Origin of the sequence: Marinobacter sp. SS8-8, assembly GCF_030540945.1 — a bacterium.
GTDB lineage: Bacteria > Pseudomonadota > Gammaproteobacteria > Pseudomonadales > Oleiphilaceae > Marinobacter.
The window spans coordinates 121,510-145,144 of sequence record NZ_JASSVN010000009.1; the positions used below are offsets into that span (position 1 = coordinate 121,510).

Here is a 23,635-nt window from a genome sequence, read left to right on the forward strand (position 1 = left end):
TGGATTAGGAGTAGTCGTTTATGTGGACAAGCGTTCTCGTTGCCGTTCTGGTTCTCCTGGCCCTGGCCGTTGTGTTCGGCGGCTTGCTGGGCTTTGCCGCTGAGCGGTTCAAGGTGGAAGGTAATCCACTGGCTGACCAGATTGATGCCCTCCTGCCACAGACCCAGTGCGGGCAGTGTAGCTATCCGGGTTGCCGGCCCTATGCAGAAGCCATTGCTCGGGGCGGCTGCATTAACAAGTGCCCGCCCGGTGGTGAATCCACCATCAAGGCACTGGCCAATCTGCTGGGTGTCGAGCCGGAACCCTTGGACGCGGAGCATGGCGTTGAGCAGGTCAAGCGGGTTGCGGTCATCCGCGAGGACGAGTGCATCGGCTGCACCAAGTGCATCCAGGCCTGTCCGGTCGATGCCATTCTCGGGGCCGCTAAACATATGCATACCGTTATTGAAGGCGAATGTACCGGCTGCGACCTCTGTGTGGAGCCCTGCCCGGTCGACTGTATCGATATGGTGACTGTTGAGCCGGATATCCTTACCTGGACCTGGGCGCCACCGACCCCGGGACTCATCGCCACTGACCGGCAGGGAGCCAGTGCCTGATGACACAACTGTGGGACTTCTCCGGTGGCATTCATCCGCCGGAGCACAAAGACTTCTCAACGACCCGACCGGTTCGTCGAGCCGGAATTCCGGAACGGCTGGTGCTGCCGCTCCAGCAGCACACCGGAGACCCGGCCGAAACGATTGTTGGGGTGGGCGAGCGGGTTCTGAAAGGCCAGAAAATCGCGGCGGTCAAAACCGGTATGGGTGTTGCCGTTCATGCGCCAACATCCGGTGTCATTGAGAGCATTGTGGAACATCCCGTTCCCCACCCATCGGGAATGGCGGACTGGTGCATGACGCTCAGGCCGGATGGCGAGGATCAATGGTGCTCCCGCAAGCCCGTGCCTGACTATCGTGCCCTCGACCGTGACCAGGTCCTCGGGATTATCCGGGATGCCGGCATTTCCGGCATGGGCGGCGCCGGCTTTCCCACCAGCATCAAGCTCCGGCCACCCCGCGACCGCAAGATAAACATACTGATTCTGAACGGCGCCGAGTGCGAGCCCTACATTACCGCCGACGACATGACCATGCGGGAAAAAGCCGATGAGGTTGTTGCCGGCCTCAAGGTTATGGCGTGGATTCTTCGTCCGGAACGTTGCGTTATCGGCATTGAAGACAACAAGCCGGACGCCATTGCGGCGATGCGCAAGGCAACCGAGGGCACCCAGACTGAAATCGCCGTCATTCCAACCAAGTACCCTTCCGGCGGCGAGAAACAGCTGGTCCAGATACTGACTGGCATGGAAGTGCCCAGCGGTGGCATTCCGGCTGATATCGGAGTCATATGCCAGAACATCGGCACCGCCGTTGCCGTGGCGCAGGCCGTGCTTGACGGTACTCCACTGATTTCCCGGGTTGTTACCATTACCGGCGAAGCCGTACGCGAACCGGGCAATTTCGAGGCGTTGATTGGCACACCGATAAAATATCTGCTCGAACAGGCCGGCGTTCAACAGGACAGGCTCAGCCGTCTGGTGCTCGGCGGCCCGATGATGGGCTATACGCTTACAACCGACGCCGTTCCGGTGATTAAAACCACCAACTGCGTCATTGCTGCAGCGGCCAGCGAGTTACCGGCACCGCTGCCGGAACAACCCTGTATCCGATGCGGACAGTGCGCCGAAGCCTGCCCCATGGAGTTGCTGCCACAACAGTTGTTCTGGTACGCCAAGGCCACCGAGTTTGACAAGGCCGAGCACCTGAACCTGTTCGATTGCATCGAATGCGGGGCCTGCTCCTATGTATGCCCGAGCTCGATCCCGCTGGTGCAGTACTACCGCTTCGCCAAAGGCGAAATTCGCATGCAGCGCGCAGAACAGCGGAAAGCGGACCGGGCCCGGGAACGCTTCGAAGCTCGCCAGGCCCGCCTGGAGCGGGAACGGGAAGAGAAAGAGCGGAGGCGCAAGGAACGGGCAAAAGCTGCGGCCGACGCCCAGGCAAGGAAAAAAGCCGAAGCGGAGCAAGCAGCGGCGGAAGGTGCGGTCGCTGACGGACGCTCTGCCAAGGCAGCCCTGGTCGAGCAGGCCCTGGCCCGCAAGAAGGCAAAAGCCGAGGCATCCCAGCCACCACCTGCGGCCGAGCCCCAGTCCACCCACTAACCAAGTCAGGCTCGACACCCATGGCGTTAGTTCAGCAGTCCTCACCCCATACCCACAAGGCCCGTCCGACATCCCGCGTGATGTTATGGGTGATGATTGCGGCGTTGCCTGGCCTGCTCGCCCAGACTCTGTTTTTCGGCTGGGGCAATCTCATCAATGTGATCTTGTGCATCGCCGTCGCCGTTATTTCCGAGGCCGCCCTGCTCAGGCTCAGGAAAAAACCGGTGGCGTTTTTTATCAGAGACAACACCGCCGCCGTTACCGGCTTGCTTCTGGGCCTCTCCCTGCCACAATTTGCGCCCTGGTGGGTTTCAGCGGTCGCGGTTATTTCGGCCATCGTAGTTGCCAAGCAGCTCTATGGCGGACTGGGCTCAAACCCGTTCAACCCCGCCATGGTGGGCTATGCGCTGGTACTGGTGTCGTTTCCGGTTGCCATGACCACCAACTGGGCAGAACCGGCTATGCTCTGGGGCGGCGCGCCGGGCTTCGGTGAAACCCTGGAGACCATCGCATCAGGCCAGCAGACAGCGGTAGATGGCTGGACCATGGCCACACCTCTTGATGAGTACAAACACAAGATCGTCAGCCATACTTCCGCCGAGGTACTGAACCCCGAGATCTTCGGTGACGGCATCGCCAAAGGCTGGGAGTGGGTGAATGCGGCCTTTCTTGCCGGCGGCCTCTTGCTGATCGGCCTTGGTATTATCAGTTGGCACATTCCGGTCGGTTTTCTTGGTGGACTGATCCTGATGAGCCTGGCATTTGGCAACAATGCAGACCTGTATACGCCGCTATCACTTCACCTTCTGGCTGGCGGAACCATGCTGGGTGCCTTCTTTATCGCCACCGACCCGGTCTCCGCTGCTACCAGCCATCAGGGTAAACTGATTTACGGGGCGGGAATCGGCATTCTGCTCTATCTGATCCGTACCTGGGGCAGCTATCCCGACGCCGTTGCTTTCAGCGTTCTGCTGATGAATTTTGCCGTGCCATTTATCGACTACTACACACCACCACGGACTTACGGCCATCACAAGGCCCGCCGGGGTGTACCAGGCAATCGGGGGTAAACCATGGCCGCCATAGCACAGTCCATGCGTCGCAGTGCCATCGGCCTCGGCTTGTTCGCCATCATAACCGGTGGCACCATTGCAGTGACTCAGGTAGCCACTGAGGAACGAATTGAACAGCAGGCAGCGCGCGCCGAAGCAAAGGCGTTGTTCGAAATCATTCCCGAAAGCCGGCACACCAACGACCTGCTCAGGGATACCGTGCAGTTGCCGGCCAGTGAACGGCTGACCCTGCCGGGCCCCCTGACGGTCTGGGTTGCCCGGCAGGATGGCCGACCGATAGGCATGATCATGCCCATTGTGGCACCCGACGGCTACTCCGGGAACATCCAACTGCTGGTCGGCGTGGACATGCAGGGCACCATTCTTGGCGTCCGGGTAACCAGCCACAGAGAAACCCCGGGGCTGGGCGACCGTATCGAGACCAAGAAATCGGACTGGATCAGGAGCTTCGATGGCCGGTCACTCGGCGAACCACCCCACCGGGAGTGGAACGTGAAAAAGAACGGCGGCCAGTTTGACCAGTTTACCGGCGCCACGATCACTCCGAGAGCCGTGGTAAAGGCTGTTCAGAAAGCGCTGATCTATTTTCGAGAGAATCGCGGAGTAATCCGGGAGCGTCTCAATGAGGCGCCGTCTCAGGGGAACGAAGCCTTCAAACCGGAAACGATTGCTGGCGAATCGTTCAACACGGAGCATTCCTGATCATGGCGACCAAATCTTCCAGCGAAATCATCCGCGACGGCCTCTGGGACAATAACCCGGCACTGGTTCAGGTTCTCGGGCTGTGCCCCTTGCTGGCCGTTACCAGCACCGTTGTGAATGCCATTGGTCTTGGCGTGGCAACCCTGATGGTGCTGATGGGGTCCAACCTTGCCGTGTCACTGATTCGCAACTTTGTCAGCGAATCCGTGCGCCTGCCGGCTTTCGTCATGATCATCGCTTCCTTCGTGACCTGCGCCGAACTGCTGATGCAGGCATTTACCTATGAGCTCTATCAGATCCTGGGCATCTTCATCCCTCTCATCGTCACCAACTGCGCTATCCTTGGCCGGGCCGATGCCTTTGCCTCCAAAAACGCACCTGGCCCGGCCCTTCTGGACGGAGCCATGATGGGGCTCGGTTTTCTCGCAGTACTGGCTGTGCTCGGCGGCATTCGCGAGCTCACCGGCCAGGGAAGCCTGTTTGTTGACATGAACCTGCTGCTCGGCCCCGCGGCTGCCGACTGGGTCGTCCGACCGTTCGAAAATTACCCGGGCATGCTGTTTATGATCCTGCCACCCGGGGCTTTTGTGGGCCTCGGCCTGCTGATTGCCCTGAAAAACGGCGTCGATAACCACCTGAAAGAACGCCGAAAGGGCAGTGAGCCGGCTCCGGTAGAGGCTGGAAGCAAACGGGTCCGGGTTACCGGAAACATCTCCTGACCCCCGGTTAGCAACTGACTGAGCGCTGATGAACAAACAGAAACGTATTGAGATCTTTACCCGACTGCGGGACGCCAACCCCCATCCGACCACGGAGTTGAACTACTCAGGCCCGTTTGAGCTGTTGATTGCGGTAATACTGTCTGCTCAGGCAACGGACGTGGGTGTGAACAAGGCGACCGACAAGCTGTTTCCGGTGGCCAACACTCCGGAAGCCGTATTGGCTCTGGGTGTTGATGGTCTCAGGGAATACATCAAAACCATTGGCCTGTTTAACAGTAAGGCCGAAAACATTATCAAGACCTGCCGTATTCTTATTGAGAAACACAATGGCCGGGTACCGGAAAACCGGGAAGACCTGGAAGCGCTTCCCGGCGTAGGGCGCAAAACCGCGAATGTGGTTCTCAATACGGCATTCGGTCACATGGCGATGGCCGTGGACACCCACATCTTCCGGGTTTCAAATCGCACCGGAATCGCGCCAGGAAAAAACGTTCTGGAAGTGGAGCAACGGCTGCTGCGCCTGGTCCCCAAAGAGTTCCTGCTCGACGCCCACCATTGGCTGATCCTTCATGGCCGCTATACCTGTACCGCCCGTAAGCCCAAATGCGGGGCCTGTTCTATTGAGGATCTCTGTGAATTCAAACAGAAGCGGGATTATCTTTAAGCCAGCCCCCTACCTTTCAACAGGAACAGCAAAGCCGGCGTCAAGCCGGCTTTTTACTGGCAGCCATCTCGTTGTTAACGCTGGCCCAGCATCTTCTCCTTCAGGTCCTTCTGGGCCGGCTTATCGGACAGCCAGATTCCGAACAGGGCTTTTTTGAAGGCCAGGTCGCCTACGGTGTCCTTGTGCTCACCGTTCTTGAGAACTTTCACGCCCTTCCCTGGCAGGTAGACCAGATCAAACACATCACCTTCGGTAATTTCTTCCTGAAACACCGCCATAAACTGGTCAACATCTTCCTGAATGGCGGACATATCACCGTCGGTTGAGGCCTTGAAACCGTCCAGCGTGGCCTCTGTCATGCGCTCACTGGTGATCATGCCGGAAATGATGTGCAAAGTAATGGCCTGGGGCTCATCCGCGTTGATTACGGCTTCGCCGTCGTTGATGGTTTCCGGTACGTAAAGACCACCGACGTACAGATCCATGAACCACTTGGAACGGGTACCTGCGCCGTTCAGCTTCAGCTCGGTATCCATGGCGGAGTAGGTATCCGGGACATCAACACCTTCAACGGTCAGTGCCGAGGCCGGTGCTGACAGCATGGCTGTCATCATAAGGGAGGCAAAGCTGGTTATAAGAGCCTTCTTCATCGTTCTATCCTTTTTGATCGTTATTATTGACGTGTTTCATTCGTGCACCGGGGTTCGACACCCTTATCCCCGCCCGGTCCTGGCATTCTATCAATGAGGCCGGCCACAAAGGCGCAACCTGGTTCTCATTTGCAGCGATCCTGAAACACAAAAACCAACCAGGAGCAACCTGGTTGGTTTTTGCGGCCGACTTGTCGGAAAGGGTTTATTTGAACAGCAGATTCCCTGACAGGCCTTCCTTCTCCAGGATTTCCCGGAGCCGGCGAAGCGCCTCAACCTGGATCTGGCGAACGCGTTCGCGAGTCAGCCCGATTTCCTGACCAACTTCTTCCAGGGTGCTCACCGGGTAGCCTCGCAGACCAAAGCGACGGGAAAGCACTTCCTGCTGCTTGTCGCTGAGCTGATCAACCCACTTTTCCAGACAGGAACACATATTGTTGTCCTGCAGGAGATCGGCCGGATCAGACGCGCCCTCATCCGCCACTGTGTCCAGCAGAGACTTCTCGCCGCCGCTGCCGATGGGCGTATCCATGGAGGCAACGCGCTCGTTGAGGCCCAGCATCCGTTTCACGTCCGCAACCGGCTTGTCCACCATCTTCGCAATCTCTTCCGCCGATGGTTCATGGTCCAGTTTCTGGGTCAGTTCCCTCGCAGCCCTCAGATAGAGGTTCAGCTCCTTTACCACGTGAATCGGCAGCCGGATAGTGCGTGTCTGGTTCATGATCGCCCGTTCAATAGTCTGGCGAATCCACCAGGTCGCATAGGTGGAGAAGCGGAACCCACGCTCGGGATCAAATTTCTCAACGGCCCGGATCAGGCCCAGGTTACCCTCTTCAATCAGGTCAAGCAGGGTGAGGCCCCGGTTCACGTAACGGCGGGCGATCTTGACCACCAGACGCAGGTTGCTTTCGATCATCCGCTTGCGGCCGGACTCCTCTCCCTTGCGCGCCAGGCGGGCAAAATAGACCTCTTCTTCAGGAGTCAGGAGTGGTGAAAAACCGATTTCGTTGAGATAAAGCTGAGTGGCATCCAGCTGTTTCTGGCTGGTGAAATAACGCCCCTTGGTGGGAAAATCCTCTTCGACGGCCGCAACCTCTTCGGTTACGTCCTTGTCGACTTTTTCTTCAGCTAACAGTTGATCTTCTGAGTCATCAATATCTGACACACGATCCATGATGATGTCTTCTTGCTCTGCTGACATTTGTCTTGCCCCGCCTCTCAATAATCCTGGATATTCGCCCGATACGTCTTGTTATTGCGGACGTTTTCGTCTTCATGTTTTTTCTTCAGGACATTTTGTCGGTCGGCCTGTTACGGCCTTTACCGTTTTTGTTTTTCTTGCGAACGCGGTTTGTCTTCAGTGCCGGGGATTGCGATCAGGCAGCCTGCTGACTGCCCGGCTCACTGGCGCGGTGGCAGATAATGGACTGGATCAACCGGATTGCCATTTTTTCGGATCTCAAAATGCAATATGGGTCGTTCAGCACCACTGCTACCGAGCTCTGCAATCACCTGCCCGGCTTTCACATCCTCCCCTTCCTGCACCAGAATCTTCCGGTTATGAGCGTACGCACTCAAATAGTGCTCGTTGTGATTCACAATAATGAGGTTGCCGTATCCAAGCAACCCGTTGCCGGCGTATACCACATTTCCCGTGGCTGCGGCTCTTACAGCATCCCCGGCTTGCCCTGCGATATCAATACCTTTATTGACTTTTCCGGATGATGAGTATCCAGCAATTACGGTGCCAACATGCGGCCAGCGCCACTCTATGCGGGCGACGGTCTGGGTCTGGGACCCCAGTGACGCATCCTTGCGAGGCGCCCTCGTGACCGAGGGCTTTGGCACAGTAGCCGCTGCCTGTCTCGGCGTTAAAACCCGGCCTGGCGTGTTGGTCGCAGACGCCGAAGGCCTGCTTGCTGAACCAGTCTGGCGGCCAGAGGTTACAGTTCCGCGAAGATCAAGGCGCAGTACCTGACCGGCTTTCAGGTTCCAGGGAGGACCCATGCCGTTGGCATTGCCAAGCTCACGATAATTCCGCCCGTACCGCCAGGCTATGCTGTAGAGGGTTTCGCCCGGTTTGACAACGTGCCGGCCCCAGTATACCGGAGGGTTATAAAGATCATCCTGGTACAATGCCGGGGTGTTACAGCCGGAAAGAAACAGCAGTGCAATGAGGGAAATCAGTGGGAAGGACCGGTACTGCGTCTTTTTCAGGGAGCGAGAGGATTCAAAGGCACCGGGCGGGAACCGGGGGGACGCCGGAAGAGTGGCATTGAGTAACCCACGCAAGAATCTCACAGAAATAAAACTGACCCAGTTATGAAAAATCCGTATAAACCACCCAGCCTGTAGAAGCAAACTCTAAAATTTTAATAGTAACTTGCTAATATATTGCACATTTCCCGATGAAATCCAAGTTACTACCCGCCCCCTCTGTTACCTGTCGAAACACCTGATTTGTGCGCCAGGTAACACTTTCACCCAGTTTTACCGCCCCCGCTACCCGGCCTGAGTAACACTCCGGCTGCGAAAACCAACCCATTCAACCAGTAAAACAAGACAGAAACCGGCCAGCGCCATCAGACCTGCCAGTGCTATCTGAGGATCCTGCCCGGCCTGTTCGGCGAATGTCCAGGGCCAGATGCTTACCTCATTAAGGGGCACCTGTTCACCGGCACTGTTGGTGCGCCAACTGAGTATTTCTTTCCAGGGCCAGACCTTATTAAGGGCGCCGATCATGAATCCTGTCAGCAACGCCAGCACCAGATCATGAAAGTGATGAAACGCCCAGGTAATCAGACGCGCTATCGATAACAGGCCGACCACACAGCCCGCCGCAAACAGCAGTAAAATGCCCATATCCAATGACTTGATGGCCGCCAGTACCGGCGCATACATACCGATAGTAACCAGAATAAAGCTGCCGGAAATACCAGGAAGAATCATGGCACAGATGGCGAGCGCCCCGGCACCGAAGAACGCCAGAGCAGAGGGTGAAACCTGCCCCGCGGACAAGGTGGTAATCCACCAGGCAACCGCCATACCGGTCAACAGCGGCACCAACAGCGGCACTCTGTAATGTCGCACCTGGCGCCCCACATGCCAAACCGAGGCAGCGATCAGGCCAAAGAAAAAACTCCAGATGAGGATGGGGTATTCCACCAACAGATAACTGATCGCTGAAGCCAGCGTCGCAATACTGGCGAGAATGCCCGCCAGCAGGCATACCAGAAAGGTGCCGTCGCAGGCCTGCCAGAACGCCCGGAAATTGCCCCGCAACAAGTGCCGGAAAACGGCAACGGGCACGACATTAATGGCTTCCAGCAATCGGAAGTAGATGCCGGTAATGAATGCAATGGTACCGCCGGACACACCCGGCACAATATCGGCGGCGCCCATGGCGATACCGCGAAGAAAGACCGCCGCTGGATGATGGCTACGCGGGGATTCTGGACTGGCATTACTCGATACCGGACTGTTCATAACTATCGGACAACTCCTCCGAGCAGGGGCACAAACCGGACAGGTTCGAGCTCCCTGTGGTCAAAACGGTCGCCGCGACGAATCACTTCCACCAGCACCTGATTTTCCTCGCCGACCGGTGCAATCAGAACACCTCCGTCCGCCAACTGGGCAAGCAGCTCACCGGGAACCTCAATAGGTGCCGCCGTCACGATAATACCGTCGAAAGGGCCACGCTCCGGCCAGCCCATGCCGCCATCGGCGTGCTTGAAAAATACGTTTCTGGCGTGCAATTGCCGCAAACGCTCCCGGGCCCGGTCCTGAAGTGGTTTGATACGTTCAACACTGTAGATCCCGGAAAACAGGCGCGCGAGCACAGCGGTCTGATAACCGGACCCGGTACCCAGCTCCAGCACATTTGAGGGGCAGTGGGCCAGCATCAGCTCGGTCATCCGGGCCACGATGTAAGGCTGGGAAAGGGTCTGTCCGTAGCCAATCGGCAGCGATGTGTCTTCGTAAGCCCGATGGGACAGGGCTTCATCCAGAAAAATGTGCCGGGGCACCTCCCCCATAATCTCAAGAACCTTGTCTGATTCAATGCCGGCTTCCCGCAGGCGCTGAACCAGCCGCATCCGGGTGCGGCGGGAGGTCATCCCGATGCCTTCGAGCTGAGCCGTCATCCACTGCCCTCCAGCGTACCCAGCCATTCCCTGAGCGGAGCCAGTGCCTCGTGGCGGGTCATGTCAATATGAACGGGCGTCACCGACACATAGCCCTCACGAATGGCGTGGAAATCCGTTCCGGGGCCGGCATCACCGCCCGCCCCGGCGGCACCGATCCAGTACCGCTCCCTGCCCCGGGGGCAGGTCATCGGAACCGCACCTTCTGCCCGCTCACGATGACCGAGCCTGGTAACCCGAATACCCGCCAATTGCTCCCAGGGCACATCCGGGACGTTTACGTTGAGAATGGAGCGCGGCCCAAGGACCAGGGGGCGTTCGCTCTCAAGGAGCATCCGGACAACCCGGGCCGCCGTCCCGTAGTGACAATGACCATTGTTAACCAGCGAAACCGCAATGGCAGGCAGCCCGAGATGACGCCCTTCGGTGGCCGCAGCTACGGTACCTGAGTAAATAATGTCATCACCAAGATTGGCGTGGGTATTAATGCCCGAAACCACGCGATCAAACGGTTGCCGGAACAGGCCGTTTACCGCCAGGTGTACACAGTCTGTCGGCGTTCCGTCCACCGAACGAAAGCCATTGGGATGTTCTTCCACGGTCAATGGGCGGTTCAGGGTCAACGCGTTACTGGCACCGCTGTGATCGCGGTCAGGCGCCACCACCTCAAGCTCACCAAGCCCCTTCAGCCCCTCGTACAGGGCAATCAGGCCGGTTGAATGAACGCCGTCATCATTCGACAACAGAATACGCACGATGTTCTCCGCTAGCCTTGTTGTTCGTTATGTCGGCCGAGACTCATGTCCTCAAGCTCGAAAATATCATTCAGGATCGCCGTGGCATACTGCCCCGGAGAAAGCAAAAACGCCAACTCCAGACAGTCGTCACCCGGCCAGTGCCAGACAAGATCTTCCGGCCTTGCCGCCAGGGGCCTGCGCTCGGGTTTCATGCGGGTGACCGAGAACAGATCCGCCAGCCCGGGTGTCTGCGACACTATACCTCGCTCCCGGGCCTCCAGCGGCCCCGTGGCCGTGGTGCCTCCGTCGCCCCACAGTGGGCCTGTTGCCGAAGCCTCAGCCCAGCTGCCATCCTGGACGCGGGCGGCAAGCACCTCATTGAACAGCCAGGAGCGCGCCGCCGAAAAATACAATACGTTTTTCGCGCCCCCGCTTCCAGCGCGCTTTTTACCTCCACGACCTTTTCCGCCTGATCGGCGACGCCGGTTCAACGCTGACGGATCGGTATGGAGAGCCCGGTCCAGATTGGCGCCATCCCGTCCAAACCGCTGGGGACCGAAATAGTTCGGAGCGCCGGCAGCAGCCAGCCGCTGTAGGGCGTTTTCTATCGCCTGCCGATCCCCGGAAACCTTCCTCAGGGTAATCACGAAACGGTTACCCCGGTGGTCACCGCGACGCAACTTCCGCTCATCCCGGAAGGCCGATACCACCGGCCAACGGGAGGAAATCCCTTGAAGCAGATCCGCATCCTCAGCCTCACGGCCCGGACGATAGAGACTGAACCACTGACGGGTTACCGCATGACGATCCTTCAGACCACAAAAACCCACGTCAAAGTTGCGGCAGTGAGTCAGGCGCGCCAGTTCACGGGCAACAAACTCGGTATTGTCGCCGACTTTCTCCAGCCTCACGCAGAGGTGCTCGCCGCGCCCCCGGACCTCCGTTGGCTCCGGAGCGGTCAGCTCTCCGGTCAGGTCCAGAACCTCGTCCACGAAGAAATCCGCGGGTGACACCTTGAGCTGGGCATAAGCCAGGCGCTCGCCACCAGACGTTGGCCAGTCGAGCCTCCAGTGGCTCACGAATCCACCGCTTCAAGCAGGCAGATGGCCTGGCAGGCAATACCCTCATCACGGCCAGTGAAGCCCAGCTTTTCCGTTGTTGTTGCCTTGACGCTGACACGGCTGGCGGGAACACTGAGATCCTCAGCAATGTTCAGGCGGATAGCATCAATATGGGGTGCCATTTTCGGAGCCTGGGCGATTACCGTGGTATCAACGTTGACCACGCTGAATCCCTCATCACGCACACGCGCCATCACCCGGCGCAGCAGATCACGACTGTCCGCCCCCGCCCACTCGTCACTGGTGTCCGGAAACAAATGGCCGATATCGCCAAGTGCCACGGCGCCCAGCAGTGCATCTGCCAGCGCATGCAGCAATACATCACCATCGGAATGGGCCTTCAGCCCCCGGGAATGAGGAATGCTTACACCACCAATAATGACAGAGTCGCCTTCACAGAAGGCATGGACATCGAAGCCCTGACCAATACGCATAATGTGCTCCGGAAAACTCGGAAAACTCAGAACCGACTCAGGATAAAACCTGCGAGCGCCAGATCCGCCGGTACCGTTATTTTAAGGTTGTCAGGCCGCCCCTCAACCAGAACCGGCATGTTACCGGAAAATTCAATGGCAGAGGACTCATCAGTAATGGAAAGGCCCTCTGCGAGGGCACTCTCCAGAGATTCAACCAACAACCGGTATCTGAACATCTGCGGCGTCAGGGCCCGCCACAGGCCACTTCGGTCAACGGTTTCGGAGACCTCGGGAAGCTCTCCCTGGCCAGCCTTTTTGAGGGTATCTGCCACCGGCGATGCAAGCAGACCACCCACGGGGTGGGTGAAGAGCCGGTCAACCAGGTTGGCAAGATCCCTGGCATGAATGCAGGGCCTGGCGGCGTCGTGGACCAGAATCCAGTCATCATCGGCTACCTGCTCAGCCAAAGCATGCAGTGCCGACAAAACCGAACAGGCGCGTTCAGAGCCGCCAGCGCAGGTCTGGATGCGGCTGTCCCGGCTGGCTTCCGTTTCCGGCCACCAGTGATCGGCCGGGTGAAGTGGCACCATGCAGCCGGCAAAAGGGGCGGAGTCCATCAGGCGGGAAAGGGTGATATCCAGAATACAGCGCTGATCAATCCGGAGGTACTGCTTTGGATGATCCGCCTGCATACGCTGGCCAATGCCGGCGGCAGGAACTATCAGCCAAAGTCTCGGAGTGGTCATAGACAATCAGTTTTCGACAACGAGGAAAAAGGTCTCGCCTTCCCTGATCAGGCCAAGGTTCATCCTCGCCCGTTCTTCGACGGCGCCCTGCTCGTTGCGCAGATTCCTGACCTCAGCATAGAGACGTTCGTTGCGGGTAGCCAGTTCGGCATTTTCGTTACGCTGCTCAGCAATGGACTGCTCGAGTGCCCATACCTGCGCAAAGCTGCCTTCCCCGACCCACAGGCGCACCTGGAGCAGGAGAATCACAACCACCATTAAGGTCCAGAGCAACTTCATTGCCGATACCGTTCGAAAATTAATCAGTCAAAATAACAACGCCGGACGTTGAGTATAGACTTTAGAGTAGATTAGCAACAAATTCTTCTAACTGCCTGTACAAAAAGGCCATCGCATCCAAACTTTCGTCCAGAACACGATGGCCTTAACCGTTTTTTGCCGCCAACCGGCCTGACACTTTGCCAGAACCGGTCAAATCAGTCGATCAGCCCTGCCCCTTGATCTCGCTCAGACCGCGATAAGGCGCCTTGCCATCCAGGGCTTCTTCAATACGCAGCAGCTGATTGTATTTTGCGACTCTATCCGAGCGGCACAGGGAGCCGGTCTTGATCTGGCCGGCACAGGTCGCTACGGCCAGATCAGCAATGGTGGTGTCCTCGGTTTCGCCGGAACGGTGCGAGATCACCGCCGTAAAGCCGGCATCCTGGGCCATCTTGATGGCATCCAGGGTCTCGCTCAGGCTGCCAATCTGGTTGAACTTGATCAGGATGGAGTTACCAACGCCCTTCTCGATACCCTGTTTCAGGATCTTGGTATTGGTAACGAACAGGTCGTCACCCACCAGCTGAACCTTGTTACCGAGCTTGTCGGTCAGCACTTTCCAGCCATCCCAGTCGCTCTCGTCCATGCCGTCTTCGATGGACACGATCGGGTAACGCTCGCACAAACCCGCCAGATAGTCGGCAAAGCCTTCCGAGTCAAAGCTCTTGCCCTCACCGGATAGCTGGTACTGGCCATCCTTGTAAAATTCGGAAGAGGCACAGTCCAGAGCCAGGGTCACGTCGGTACCCAGCTTGTAACCGGCCTTCCCAACCGCTTCCTGGATCACCGCCAGCGCTGCCTCGTTGGACGGCAGGTTCGGGGCAAAACCACCCTCGTCACCCACCGCGGTACTCAGGCCCTGGGCCTTCAGCACTTTCTTCAGGCTGTGGAAAATCTCCGCGCCAACCCGCAGGGCCTCGGAGAAACTCTTGGCGGAAACCGGCTGAACCATGAACTCCTGGATATCCACGTTGTTATCCGCGTGCTCACCACCGTTCAGGATGTTCATCATCGGCACCGGCATGGAGAACCTGCCAGACGTACCGTTGATATCAGCAATGTGCACGTACAACGGCTTGCCCAGAGAAATCGCCGCCGCCTTGGCCGCCGCCAGGGAAACCGCCAGGATTGCGTTGGCGCCCAGGTTGGCCTTGTTCTCGGTGCCGTCCAGCTCCAGCATGATGTTGTCCAGAGCACGCTGATCGGCCGCGTCTTTGCCGATGAGGGCATCACGGATCCTGGTGTTTACGGCCTCAACCGCCTTCAGGACACCTTTGCCAAGGTAACGGGATTTATCGCCATCACGCAGCTCCAGCGCTTCGCGGGAACCGGTGGAGGCACCGGACGGCGCGCAGGCAGTGCCCACAGTGCCGTCTTCGAGGATAACGTCTGCTTCGACAGTGGGGTTACCGCGGGAATCCAGAACCTCACGGCCTTTGATGTTGGCAATCTTGGTCATTCTTCTCTGTCTCCAAGTTCGTGTTCAAATTTGGGAGTCAGAGCGAGCGGGAACGGCCCTGCGAAAACCGCTACAAGCACATCCATGTGCGCTTGTTTCGGGCCATCCTTGGCCCTCTACATTTTCGCAGGGCCGTTCCCGCTCACTCCCATAGTCCGTATAAACGCCAACACCGCCAGTCAGGCGGTGTCGATAGGTTTAAAACTTTTTACCAGATCATCTACTGCTTTCACCCGCTGCAGGAAAGGCTCCAACTGGCTGAGACGAAGGGCGCAGGGACCGTCACACTTGGCCTGATCGGGATCAGGATGAGCCTCCAGGAACAAACCTGCCAGTCCCTGAGACATACCGGCCAGCGCCAGATCAGTAACCTGGGCACGTCGGCCACCCGCGGAATCGGCTCGTCCACCCGGCATTTGCAGTGAATGGGTCACGTCGAACATCACCGGCACGTCCATGGCCTTCATGATGCCAAAGCCCAGCATATCAACGACCAGGTTGTTGTAACCGAAACTGCTGCCCCGCTCACACAGGATTACCTTGTCATTACCGGCTTCCTCGCACTTGGTAATGATGTGCTGCATCTCCTGGGGCGCCAGGAACTGGGCCTTCTTGATGTTGATCACTGCGCCGGTTCTGGCCATCGCAACCACAAGGTCGGTCTGGCGGCTCAGAAAGGCTGGCAACTGGATAATGTCGCAGACTTCTGCAGCCGGAGCCGCCTGTGCCGGCTCGTGTACGTCGGAGATGATGGGAACACCGAATTTGCTCTTGATGTCCGCCAGTATCTGCAGCCCCTTTTCAAGACCGGGGCCCCGGAAAGAGTTCACAGACGAACGGTTGGCCTTGTCGAAGGATGCCTTGAATACGTAAGGGATACCGAGCTTGCCGGTGGCTTCAACATAAGCCTGCGCCACTTCCATGGCCAGTTCTGGCGACTCGAGGACGTTCATGCCACCGAACAACACAAACGGCCTGTCGTTGGCAACCTCGATCCCCGAAACGTTTACGGTGCTCTGCGCCATACTCAGGATCCTTTCTTGTTGGCCAGTGCTGCCTCAACAAACCCCCTGAACAGCGGATGGCCGTCGCGGGGCGTGGAGGTGAATTCCGGATGGAACTGACAGGCCACAAACCACGGATGATCCGGCGCCTCGACCACTTCCACCAACCGGCCATCGGTTGAGCGACCTGCGATTTTCAGGCCGGCCTCTTCCAGCCTCGCCAGGAAATGGTTGTTCACCTCATAGCGATGACGGTGGCGCTCGCGGATCGTTTTCCTGCCATAGCAACTGGCAATGGTTGAATTATCGCTCAGCACACAGTCCTGGGCCCCCAGCCGCATGGTACCACCAAGGTCCGACGCTTCTGTCCGCTCCTCACGCTCACCGGTAGCATCCAGCCATTCGGTAATCAGGCCAACCACCGGTTCAGGGGTGTGCTCGCGAAATTCGGTACTGTGTGCGTCCTTCAGGCCGGCCACATTGCGGGCGTATTCAATCACCGCTACCTGCATACCCAGACAGATGCCCAGATACGGAACCTTGTTCTCGCGGGCATACTGGACCGCGCGGATCTTGCCTTCCACCCCGCGCTCACCGAAACCGCCGGGCACCAGAATAGCATCGGCACTGGCCAGGACCCCGGTGCCGTCACGCTCAATATCCTCGGAATCGACGTAGTTGATATTAACCTTGGTGCGGGTCTTGATGCCGGCGTGCAGCAGGGATTCGATCAGCGACTTATAAGCGTCCAGGAGCTCCATGTACTTGCCAACCATGGCGATGGTCACTTCCTGCTCCGGGTTCATCAACGATTCAACAACATTGTCCCACTCGCTCAGATCCGCAGGCCGGGCGTCCAGGCCAAAGCGCTCGATAACCAGTTGATCCAGGCCATGCTCATAGAGCATGCGCGGAATGGCATAGATGGACCTGGCATCCTGCAGAGGAATAACGGCCCGTTCTTCCACGTTGGTGAACAGGGCGATCTTGCGTCGGGAGCTTGCGTCTACCTCATGCTCGGAACGGCATAGCAGAATGTCCGGCTGCAGGCCTATGGAGCGCATTTCCTTGACGGAGTGCTGGGTCGGCTTGGTCTTGATCTCGCCGGCGGTGGCTATGTAAGGCACCAGGGTCAGGTGCATGAAGATCGCGCGCTGGGGGCCCACTTCCACCTTCAACTGACGGCAGGCCTCAAGGAACGGCAGGGATTCGATGTCACCCACGGTGCCACCGATTTCGATCAAGGCCACATCAGCACCGGCCGCACCCTCCACCACACGACGCTTGATTTCATCAGTGATGTGAGGAATCACCTGAACGGTACCGCCGAGATAATCACCGCGGCGCTCCTTGCGAATAACTTCCTCGTAGACACGGCCGGTAGTAAAGTTGTTACGGCGACTCATCGGAGTGCGAATGAAGCGCTCGTAGTGGCCCAGGTCGAGGTCTGTTTCCGCACCATCCTCGGTGACAAATACCTCACCGTGCTGGAACGGGCTCATGGTGCCGGGGTCCACGTTGATGTACGGGTCCAGCTTGAGAATAGTGACCTTCAGGCCGCGTGCCTCGAGGATCGCGGCCAGCGAGGCTGATGCGATACCTTTCCCCAAGGAGGACACGACACCGCCGGTGACGAAAATATAACGCGTCATGCAGATTCCGTGATTGTCTGGTTCGGTGAAGGAGGGAGATTGTCATCTCAAGATGGGACGCCAGACTACCAGAAAGGCCCCGCTGACTCAATCACATTCCCGCTCTACAACCAGCCGCCAAGCGGCGGCATCGGCGCCTCCCGAGTATTGTTCAGAACACCATAGATCGCCAATGGCAATGAGCTCCGCCGCCTCTCCGGAACCGGCAAAAACCAGTGGCAGACGGGCTCTCTCCCAGGGTGGAACAGCCATTTCCTGCAGCCACTTCTTGAGCGAGCGGGACGGGCCGCCGGGACGAAAACGGACCCGCTCTCCGCCTTGCCTCGTAGTTATCCGTATTGGCGGCAGTGGCGTTTCCGGGGTACTGGCAGGCTCCAGCGAGATGGACCACTCGCCCCACTTCAGGACAGCTCCGGGCTCCAGCGTAACCGGCGCTTCCGGTAACGCCCGCCGGTCCGGAACGAGGTACAGGTTACCCCGGAATCGACGCAGGCTGAAGCCCTCTGACCTGAACTCCGGCTCCCGATCCTCACCTGCAAACAACAGATCCTGCATGACCTGCTGCCAGTCGCCGACGGAAGGCGCATGGAACCCGCGTTCCCGGATCCACCAGCGAACAAGGTTTTTCTGTTCCGCCAAGGACAGAACCTTCAGACCCGGGACCGGCAGGCGCTCGTGCTCGCCGCCGATAGCCTGCCACTGTAACGCCGCCAATTTCCGGTTCAGTGTTTCGCTCTCGGCACAGGACCCTGCGCTATGGCGAAGCCTGCGGTTAAGCCCCGGCCAGCGATCCCGCAGAGTCGGAAGCACGCTGTGTCGCAAAAAGTTCCGGTCAAAGCGTTCGTCAACATTGCTGGGATCGTCTATCCAGGACAACCCGGCAGACCAGGCCCAGTGCTCGAGCTCGGACCGTTCGAATCCCAGCAGTGGCCGGATCAGGGCTCCGGCCCCAAGAGTACGACTGGCGGGCATGCCCGCCAGTCCTGCCACACCACTCCCCCTGAGCATCCGGAACAATACGGTTTCGGCCTGGTCATCGCCATGATGGGCCATCAAGAGCAGATCCCGGGGCTGCATCAGCATTTCCAGAACGGAATATCGCGCCTTGCGCGCCGCTTCTTCGATACCACCACCGCTTTCGGGATTATCCGTCGCAGCAACGGCTACCCGTTCAACCACCAGCGGTACGTCCAGCCGGGCGCACAAAGCCCGGCAGAACGACTCGGTATCCGATGCATTCGGCTGAAGTTGATGATTGACGTGAACCGCCCTGACAGTCCTGGAACCGCCATGACAATGGGTTGCCAGGTGCAGCAGCAGGGTGGAATCCAGGCCACCGCTCAGGGCAACCCACAGGCGGGCGTGATCGGGAAGTTCTCTGACCGGGGCACAAAGGGCCTCCGGCCAGTGGAATCCGGAGCCGGGCTCAGCGCCCGGTGTCATAGCGGGTCAGCCGCTCATAGCGGCGGGCTACCAGCTCATCCAGAGGCAGACGACTGAGTTCAGCGACACCGTTTACGAGAACCCCCTTGAGGGATTCCGACATTTTTTCGGGGTTGCGATGGGCACCGCCGAGAGGTTCAGCAACCACGTTGTCCGCCAGCCCGAGCTCTTTCAGACGATCAGCGGTGACCCCCATAGCCTCGGCGGCCTGGGCCGCGTATTCGGCGCTCTTCCAGAGAATTGAGGCGCAGCCTTCCGGGGAAATAACCGCGTAGGTGGAATACTGAAGCATGTTCAGCTGATCGCAGACACCGATGGCCAGTGCGCCACCAGAACCGCCTTCACCAATCACCGTGGAAATAATGGGTGTTTTCAGCCGCGACATCACCGCCAGGTTGAAAGCGATGGCCTCACTCTGGCCCCGCTCCTCGGCACCGATGCCCGGGTAGGCACCCGGCGTATCGATAAAGGTCAGGATCGGCATCCGGAACCGCTCGGCCATTTCCATCAGGCGCAGGGCCTTGCGATACCCCTCTGGACGTGGCATGCCGAAATTGCGCTTGACCTTGTCCCGCACTTCCCGGCCCTTCTGGTGGCCAATAACCATCACCGGCTTGTCATCCAGCCGGGCAGTACCGCCCACAATGGCAAGGTCGTCGGCATAGCGGCGGTCGCCGTGCAGTTCGTCAAAATCCTCGAAAATCGTTTCAATATAATCAAGGGTATAGGGCCTGCGCGGATGCCGGGCAAGACGGGAGACGTCCCAGGGCTGAAGGTCGGAGAAAATACTCTCTGTCAGGCTGACGCTCTTTTTCCTGAGCCGGGCAATTTCGTCGGAGATGTTGATGTCGGTGTCGTTGCCGACCATACGAAGCTCTTCAATCTTGGCTTCCAGATCGGCAATTGGCTGTTCGAAATCCAGATAATTAGGGTTCATGATGTTCCATCATTTTTTGCCAGGCGGGACAACGCTCCGCCAAACCAGAATTTGAAACAAAGATAGCAGCGCCCGGCCAAGGGCTAAAGCGGACCTTGGTATGAGTCCGCAATCTGACAAAGTTTTAATTTTCGGACTCACTCAATCATAGACCAGTTCTACCGACTGGTCGCCTATGAGGTACCGGAGCTCCAGCAACAGGTTGTCGTCGGGCTGAACCCGCCAGGACTCGCCCAACTCGATCCGGGTTGAAGCTTCAGGACTGCTGTACTCAATCCACACCGGGCTACCTTCGCAGCGGAAGGGCCGCAAGGTGCTGTCCAGTTTTTCAAGCAGGCCATTGTGCAACTGATCGGCATGGAGGCTCAGCTTCAGCCCTTGACTGAACTGCCGACGCGCTGTGGCGACGTCCATCACTGAACTTACCCGCATCTTCATCTGGCCGGAGTAGTCATCGTGGCTCACCTGCCCCTCCACCACAACAACCTGATCGGATTGCAGCAATTCCCGGTTTTCAAAGAAGGCTTCCGAGAACAGGGTGGCCTCTATCCGGGCACTCCGGTCGTCCAGCGTGATGAAACACATGGTGGAACCGGTGCGGGTTTTCATGGTGCGCTGGGCAACCACCAACCCGGCGACACGCTGGGGTGACTTGTTCGGTTTCAGATCGGCAATGGACAACCGGACAAACCGACGAACCTCTTTCTCATACTCGTCAAACGGGTGGCCGGTAAGATATAGCCCCAGGGTATCCTTCTCACCCTTGAGCCGCTGCTTCTCGGGCCATTCGCGGACTCCGGCCACGTCCTCATAGGGATCACCACCCTCACCCGCCTCGAGCATATCCCCGAACATATCCATCATACCGACAGACTTGTTGCGGGATTGCTGGCCGGCCTGTTGCACCGCCTTGTCAATACTGGCCATCAGTTGCGCACGGCCAGCGCCGAGCTTGTCCATGGCACCGGAGCGGATCAGGGCCTCCATGGCCCGCTTGTTGACTTTTTTCAGGTCGACCCGCCGGCAGAAATCAAACATATCCTGGTAGGGTTCGCCTTCTCCGCGCCCTTCAACGATACTCTGTATCGGCCCCTCGCCCAATCCCTTGATAGCGCCCAGACCATATACAATCTGGCCCTCATCGTTAACCGTAAAGGTGTATTCAGAACGACTGACATCCGGCACCAGAAGATCCAGCTTCATGTTCCGGCACTCTTCCACCAGCGTCACCACTTTGTCGGTGTTCTGCATATCGGCGGTCAGCACGGCGGCCATGAACTCCGCCGGGTAATGGGCTTTCAGCCAAAGAGTCTGATAGGACACCAGGGCATAGGCGGCCGAGTGGGATTTGTTAAAACCATAGCCGGCAAACTTTTCCACCAGGTCGAAGATATTTTCGGCCAGGGTCTTGTTGATACCATTCTTCTCACAACCATCAAGGAAGATCTGCTTCTGCTTGGCCATCTCCTCGGGCTTTTTCTTACCCATGGCCCGGCGAAGCATGTCCGCCCCGCCAAGGGTATAGCCAGCCATCACCTGGGCGATTTGCATAACCTGTTCCTGATACAGGATGACCCCGTAGGTGGGCTCCAGTACAGGTTTCAGGCCCTCGTACTGATAATCCGGGTGCGGAAACGACATGGGCTGGCGCCCGTGCTTCCGGTCGATAAAGTCGTCCACCATGCCGGATTGCAGCGGACCGGGGCGGAACAGGGCAACGAGGGCGATCATGTCTTCCAGGGAATCCGGCTGGAGGCGTCGGATCAGGTCTTTCATACCCCGGGATTCGAGCTGGAACACCGCCGTGGTCTCGGCTTTTTTGAGCATGTCGAACGACGGCACGTCGTCCAGGGGAATCTCGTTGATATCGAGCGGCTGCATCCCTTTCTTTTCCCGGCGCGGATTGATCATGTTCAGTGCCCACTTGATGATGGTGAGCGTCCGCAATCCCAGGAAGTCGAACTTTACCAGTCCGGCGTCTTCCACATCGCCCTTGTCGAACTGGGTTACCAGGCTGCCACCCTCGTCATCACAGTACAGCGGCGAGAAATCGGTAATTTTGGTGGGTGCGATTACCACACCACCGGCGTGCTTGCCTGCGTTCCGGCAGACGCCCTCCAGCTTCAGGGCCATTTCCCAGATTTCCTGGGCCTCTTCATCCTGATCCAGGAAATCCTTGAGCTGGGGCTCCTGAATCAGGGCCTTCTCCAGGGTCATTCCCGGTTCAAAGGGAATCATCTTGGAGAGCTTGTCGGCCAGGCCGTAGGATTTGCCCTGAACCCGGGCAACGTCGCGCACAACTGCCTTCGCGGCCATGGTGCCGAAGGTAATGATCTGGGAGACCGCCTCACGGCCGTATTTCTGGGCCGTATACTCGATCACCCGGTCCCGCCCTTCCATGCAGAAGTCGACGTCAAAGTCAGGCATGGAGACCCGTTCAGGGTTCAGGAACCGCTCGAACAGCAGGTCGTATTCGAGGGGGTCCAGGTCGGTAATCATCTGGGCATAGGCGACCAGGGAACCGGCACCGGAACCCCGCCCCGGACCCACGGGCACGCCGTTGTTCTTGGCCCATTTGATGAAGTCCATCACGATCAGGAAGTAGCCCGGAAAGCCCATCTGGATGATGATATCCAGCTCAAAATTCAGGCGCTTGTAGTAAGCCTCGCGCCTGGTATCATAGTCCGGGTCATCCTTGCTCAGGGTTTTGGCAAGTCGCTCTTCCAGGCCTTCTTCCGATACCTTGCGAAAGTATTCGTCTATGGTCATCCCGTCCGGGATCGGGTAGTTCGGCAGGAAATATTCGCCCATTCGAACCTTCACTGAGCAGCGACGGGCAATCTCCACCGTGTTTTCGATCGCTTCGGGAATATCGCTGAACAGCGCAATCATTTCATCGGCACTGCGCAGGTACTGCTGGTCACTGAAACGGCGGTCACGGCGCGGGTCATCCAGGGTACGGCTCTCGCCGATACACACCCGGGCTTCATGGGCCTCAAAGTCTTCAGCCTCCAGGAAGTGGACATCGTTGGTGGCCACCACCGGCAAACCTAATGCCTGGGCCAGCTCGACACTCAGGTGCAGGCAGTCTTCGTCCTGCGGGCGCCCGGTGCGCTGCAACTCGAGGTAGTAGCTGTCCGGATACAGCTCCATCCAGTAACGGGCCCGCTCACGGGCCAGCTCTGGCTTGTCTGCCAGAAGCGCCTTACCGACATCCCCCATTTTGCTGCCGGAGAGCGCAATCAGGCCTTTCGGACGAGCCTCAAGCCATTTGCGCAGTATGATCGGTTTTCCGAAGTTCTGGCCTTCGGTGTAACCCAGGGAAATGATCTCGGTGAGATTCAGGTAGCCGTCGTTATCCCGGGCCAGCAATGTCACCCGGAACGGATTCTCGGGCTCATCCGGGTTTTCAAGCCAGATATCGGCGCCGATAATCGGCTTTACCCCCGCCCCCATGGCTGCCTTGTAGAAGCGCACCAGCGAGCACATGTTGGACTGTTCGGTCAGTCCTACCGCGGGCATTCCCAGCGCGGCAACACGGTTGACCAGCGGCTTGACCCGTACCAGGCCATCCACCATGGAGTACTCGGAATGGACACGGAGATGTACAAAAGTCTGCGGCATAACGTCAGGTTATTCC

22 protein-coding genes are annotated in these 23,635 nt (G+C 58.3%); 6 read left to right on the top strand and 16 right to left on the bottom strand.

What is annotated here, in order from left to right:
- The first annotated feature begins 20 nt into the window (after positions 1-20).
- Genes rsxB through nth form a run of 6 tightly spaced genes read left to right on the top strand, consistent with a single transcriptional unit; the run spans position 21 to position 5,364 of the window.
- Positions 21-599: an electron transport complex subunit RsxB gene (rsxB, locus tag QPL96_RS11065; protein ID WP_303287432.1), complete on the top strand. Its 579-nt coding sequence runs from the start codon at positions 21-23 to the stop codon at positions 597-599.
- Complete coding sequence (gene rsxC / locus QPL96_RS11070) at positions 599-2,203, top strand: electron transport complex subunit RsxC (protein ID WP_303287433.1); 1,605 nt, start codon at positions 599-601, stop codon at positions 2,201-2,203. The genes rsxB and rsxC overlap by 1 nt, the downstream gene beginning before the upstream one ends.
- A 20-nt stretch (positions 2,204-2,223) precedes the next feature.
- Complete coding sequence (gene rsxD, locus QPL96_RS11075; protein WP_303287434.1) at positions 2,224-3,273, top strand: electron transport complex subunit RsxD; 1,050 nt, start codon at positions 2,224-2,226, stop codon at positions 3,271-3,273.
- Between the two features lie 3 nt (positions 3,274-3,276).
- On the top strand, positions 3,277-3,978 hold the full coding sequence (rsxG, locus tag QPL96_RS11080; RefSeq protein WP_303287435.1) for an electron transport complex subunit RsxG: 702 nt from the start codon (positions 3,277-3,279) through the stop codon (positions 3,976-3,978).
- A 2-nt stretch (positions 3,979-3,980) separates the two neighbouring features.
- On the top strand, positions 3,981-4,697 hold the full coding sequence (locus QPL96_RS11085) for an electron transport complex subunit E (protein WP_303287436.1): 717 nt from the start codon (positions 3,981-3,983) through the stop codon (positions 4,695-4,697).
- A gap of 28 nt (positions 4,698-4,725) precedes the next feature.
- Positions 4,726-5,364 (top strand): endonuclease III, encoded by a 639-nt coding sequence (gene nth / locus QPL96_RS11090; RefSeq protein WP_303287437.1) that lies wholly within the window; start codon positions 4,726-4,728, stop codon positions 5,362-5,364.
- A gap of 74 nt (positions 5,365-5,438) precedes the next feature.
- Here the strand turns inward: nth and QPL96_RS11095 are convergent, their stop codons facing one another.
- The 16 genes from QPL96_RS11095 to dnaE all read right to left on the bottom strand — a co-directional run bounded on the left by QPL96_RS11095 (position 5,439) and on the right by dnaE (position 23,619).
- A complete protein-coding gene (locus QPL96_RS11095; protein ID WP_303287438.1) occupies positions 5,439-6,014 on the bottom strand; it encodes a chalcone isomerase family protein in 576 nt (191 codons plus the stop codon).
- A 205-nt stretch (positions 6,015-6,219) separates the two neighbouring features.
- Entirely contained in the window at positions 6,220-7,215 is a 996-nt protein-coding gene (gene rpoS, locus QPL96_RS11100) for an RNA polymerase sigma factor RpoS (RefSeq protein ID WP_303287439.1), read from the bottom strand.
- A gap of 200 nt (positions 7,216-7,415) precedes the next feature.
- Complete coding sequence (locus tag QPL96_RS11105) at positions 7,416-8,306, bottom strand: peptidoglycan DD-metalloendopeptidase family protein (RefSeq protein WP_368388916.1); 891 nt, start codon at positions 8,304-8,306, stop codon at positions 7,416-7,418.
- A gap of 210 nt (positions 8,307-8,516) precedes the next feature.
- Positions 8,517-9,500 carry a DUF368 domain-containing protein gene (locus QPL96_RS11110; RefSeq protein WP_303287441.1) on the bottom strand — a complete coding sequence of 328 codons (984 nt, stop codon included), beginning with the start codon at positions 9,498-9,500 and terminating at the stop codon, positions 8,517-8,519.
- Positions 9,501-9,502: 2 nt separating this feature from the next.
- Complete coding sequence (locus tag QPL96_RS11115; protein ID WP_303287442.1) at positions 9,503-10,159, bottom strand: protein-L-isoaspartate(D-aspartate) O-methyltransferase; 657 nt, start codon at positions 10,157-10,159, stop codon at positions 9,503-9,505.
- Positions 10,156-10,914 carry a 5'/3'-nucleotidase SurE gene (surE, locus tag QPL96_RS11120; RefSeq protein WP_303287443.1) on the bottom strand — a complete coding sequence of 253 codons (759 nt, stop codon included), beginning with the start codon at positions 10,912-10,914 and terminating at the stop codon, positions 10,156-10,158. Before surE ends, QPL96_RS11115 begins: the two co-directional genes overlap by 4 nt.
- Positions 10,915-10,925: 11 nt before the next feature.
- Positions 10,926-11,975: a tRNA pseudouridine(13) synthase TruD gene (gene truD / locus QPL96_RS11125; RefSeq protein ID WP_303287444.1), complete on the bottom strand. Its 1,050-nt coding sequence runs from the start codon at positions 11,973-11,975 to the stop codon at positions 10,926-10,928.
- On the bottom strand, positions 11,972-12,451 hold the full coding sequence (gene ispF / locus QPL96_RS11130; protein WP_303287445.1) for a 2-C-methyl-D-erythritol 2,4-cyclodiphosphate synthase: 480 nt from the start codon (positions 12,449-12,451) through the stop codon (positions 11,972-11,974). Before ispF ends, truD begins: the two co-directional genes overlap by 4 nt.
- Before the next feature lie 26 nt (positions 12,452-12,477).
- Positions 12,478-13,179, bottom strand: a complete 702-nt coding sequence (gene ispD, locus QPL96_RS11135; RefSeq protein WP_303287446.1) for a 2-C-methyl-D-erythritol 4-phosphate cytidylyltransferase — start codon at positions 13,177-13,179, stop codon at positions 12,478-12,480.
- Between the two features lie 6 nt (positions 13,180-13,185).
- The gene (locus tag QPL96_RS11140; protein WP_303287447.1) at positions 13,186-13,458 is read right to left on the bottom strand and encodes a septum formation initiator family protein; all 273 of its coding nucleotides are present in this window, start codon (positions 13,456-13,458) and stop codon (positions 13,186-13,188) included.
- Between the two features lie 205 nt (positions 13,459-13,663).
- The gene (gene eno / locus QPL96_RS11145; protein ID WP_303287448.1) at positions 13,664-14,959 is read right to left on the bottom strand and encodes a phosphopyruvate hydratase; all 1,296 of its coding nucleotides are present in this window, start codon (positions 14,957-14,959) and stop codon (positions 13,664-13,666) included.
- Positions 14,960-15,138: 179 nt separating this feature from the next.
- The gene (kdsA, locus tag QPL96_RS11150) at positions 15,139-15,984 is read right to left on the bottom strand and encodes a 3-deoxy-8-phosphooctulonate synthase (RefSeq protein WP_303287449.1); all 846 of its coding nucleotides are present in this window, start codon (positions 15,982-15,984) and stop codon (positions 15,139-15,141) included.
- 2 nt (positions 15,985-15,986) lie between these two features.
- Positions 15,987-17,615, bottom strand: coding sequence for a CTP synthase (locus QPL96_RS11155; protein WP_303287450.1), 1,629 nt, complete (start codon positions 17,613-17,615; stop codon positions 15,987-15,989).
- An 87-nt stretch (positions 17,616-17,702) separates the two neighbouring features.
- A complete protein-coding gene (gene tilS, locus QPL96_RS11160; RefSeq protein ID WP_303287451.1) occupies positions 17,703-19,058 on the bottom strand; it encodes a tRNA lysidine(34) synthetase TilS in 1,356 nt (451 codons plus the stop codon).
- Positions 19,042-19,995, bottom strand: a complete 954-nt coding sequence (accA, locus tag QPL96_RS11165; protein WP_303287452.1) for an acetyl-CoA carboxylase carboxyl transferase subunit alpha — start codon at positions 19,993-19,995, stop codon at positions 19,042-19,044. The genes tilS and accA overlap by 17 nt, the downstream gene beginning before the upstream one ends.
- Positions 19,996-20,136: 141 nt before the next feature.
- On the bottom strand, positions 20,137-23,619 hold the full coding sequence (gene dnaE / locus QPL96_RS11170; RefSeq protein ID WP_303287453.1) for a DNA polymerase III subunit alpha: 3,483 nt from the start codon (positions 23,617-23,619) through the stop codon (positions 20,137-20,139).
- Positions 23,620-23,635: the final 16 nt, after the last annotated feature.

Coding starts and splice junctions, on each gene's coding strand:
- rsxB (WP_303287432.1), top strand. CDS start 21: ATGTGGACAAGCGTTCTCGTTGCCGTTCTGGTTCTCCTGGCCCTGGCC.
- rsxC (WP_303287433.1), top strand. CDS start 599: ATGACACAACTGTGGGACTTCTCCGGTGGCATTCATCCGCCGGAGCAC.
- rsxD (WP_303287434.1), top strand. CDS start 2,224: ATGGCGTTAGTTCAGCAGTCCTCACCCCATACCCACAAGGCCCGTCCG.
- rsxG (WP_303287435.1), top strand. CDS start 3,277: ATGGCCGCCATAGCACAGTCCATGCGTCGCAGTGCCATCGGCCTCGGC.
- QPL96_RS11085 (WP_303287436.1), top strand. CDS start 3,981: ATGGCGACCAAATCTTCCAGCGAAATCATCCGCGACGGCCTCTGGGAC.
- nth (WP_303287437.1), top strand. CDS start 4,726: ATGAACAAACAGAAACGTATTGAGATCTTTACCCGACTGCGGGACGCC.
- QPL96_RS11095 (WP_303287438.1), bottom strand. CDS start 6,014: ATGAAGAAGGCTCTTATAACCAGCTTTGCCTCCCTTATGATGACAGCC.
- rpoS (WP_303287439.1), bottom strand. CDS start 7,215: ATGTCAGCAGAGCAAGAAGACATCATCATGGATCGTGTGTCAGATATT.
- QPL96_RS11110 (WP_303287441.1), bottom strand. CDS start 9,500: ATGAACAGTCCGGTATCGAGTAATGCCAGTCCAGAATCCCCGCGTAGC.
- QPL96_RS11115 (WP_303287442.1), bottom strand. CDS start 10,159: ATGACGGCTCAGCTCGAAGGCATCGGGATGACCTCCCGCCGCACCCGG.
- ispF (WP_303287445.1), bottom strand. CDS start 12,451: ATGCGTATTGGTCAGGGCTTCGATGTCCATGCCTTCTGTGAAGGCGAC.
- ispD (WP_303287446.1), bottom strand. CDS start 13,179: ATGACCACTCCGAGACTTTGGCTGATAGTTCCTGCCGCCGGCATTGGC.
- QPL96_RS11140 (WP_303287447.1), bottom strand. CDS start 13,458: ATGAAGTTGCTCTGGACCTTAATGGTGGTTGTGATTCTCCTGCTCCAG.
- eno (WP_303287448.1), bottom strand. CDS start 14,959: ATGACCAAGATTGCCAACATCAAAGGCCGTGAGGTTCTGGATTCCCGC.
- kdsA (WP_303287449.1), bottom strand. CDS start 15,984: ATGGCGCAGAGCACCGTAAACGTTTCGGGGATCGAGGTTGCCAACGAC.
- QPL96_RS11155 (WP_303287450.1), bottom strand. CDS start 17,615: ATGACGCGTTATATTTTCGTCACCGGCGGTGTCGTGTCCTCCTTGGGG.
- tilS (WP_303287451.1), bottom strand. CDS start 19,058: ATGACACCGGGCGCTGAGCCCGGCTCCGGATTCCACTGGCCGGAGGCC.
- accA (WP_303287452.1), bottom strand. CDS start 19,995: ATGAACCCTAATTATCTGGATTTCGAACAGCCAATTGCCGATCTGGAA.
- dnaE (WP_303287453.1), bottom strand. CDS start 23,619: ATGCCGCAGACTTTTGTACATCTCCGTGTCCATTCCGAGTACTCCATG.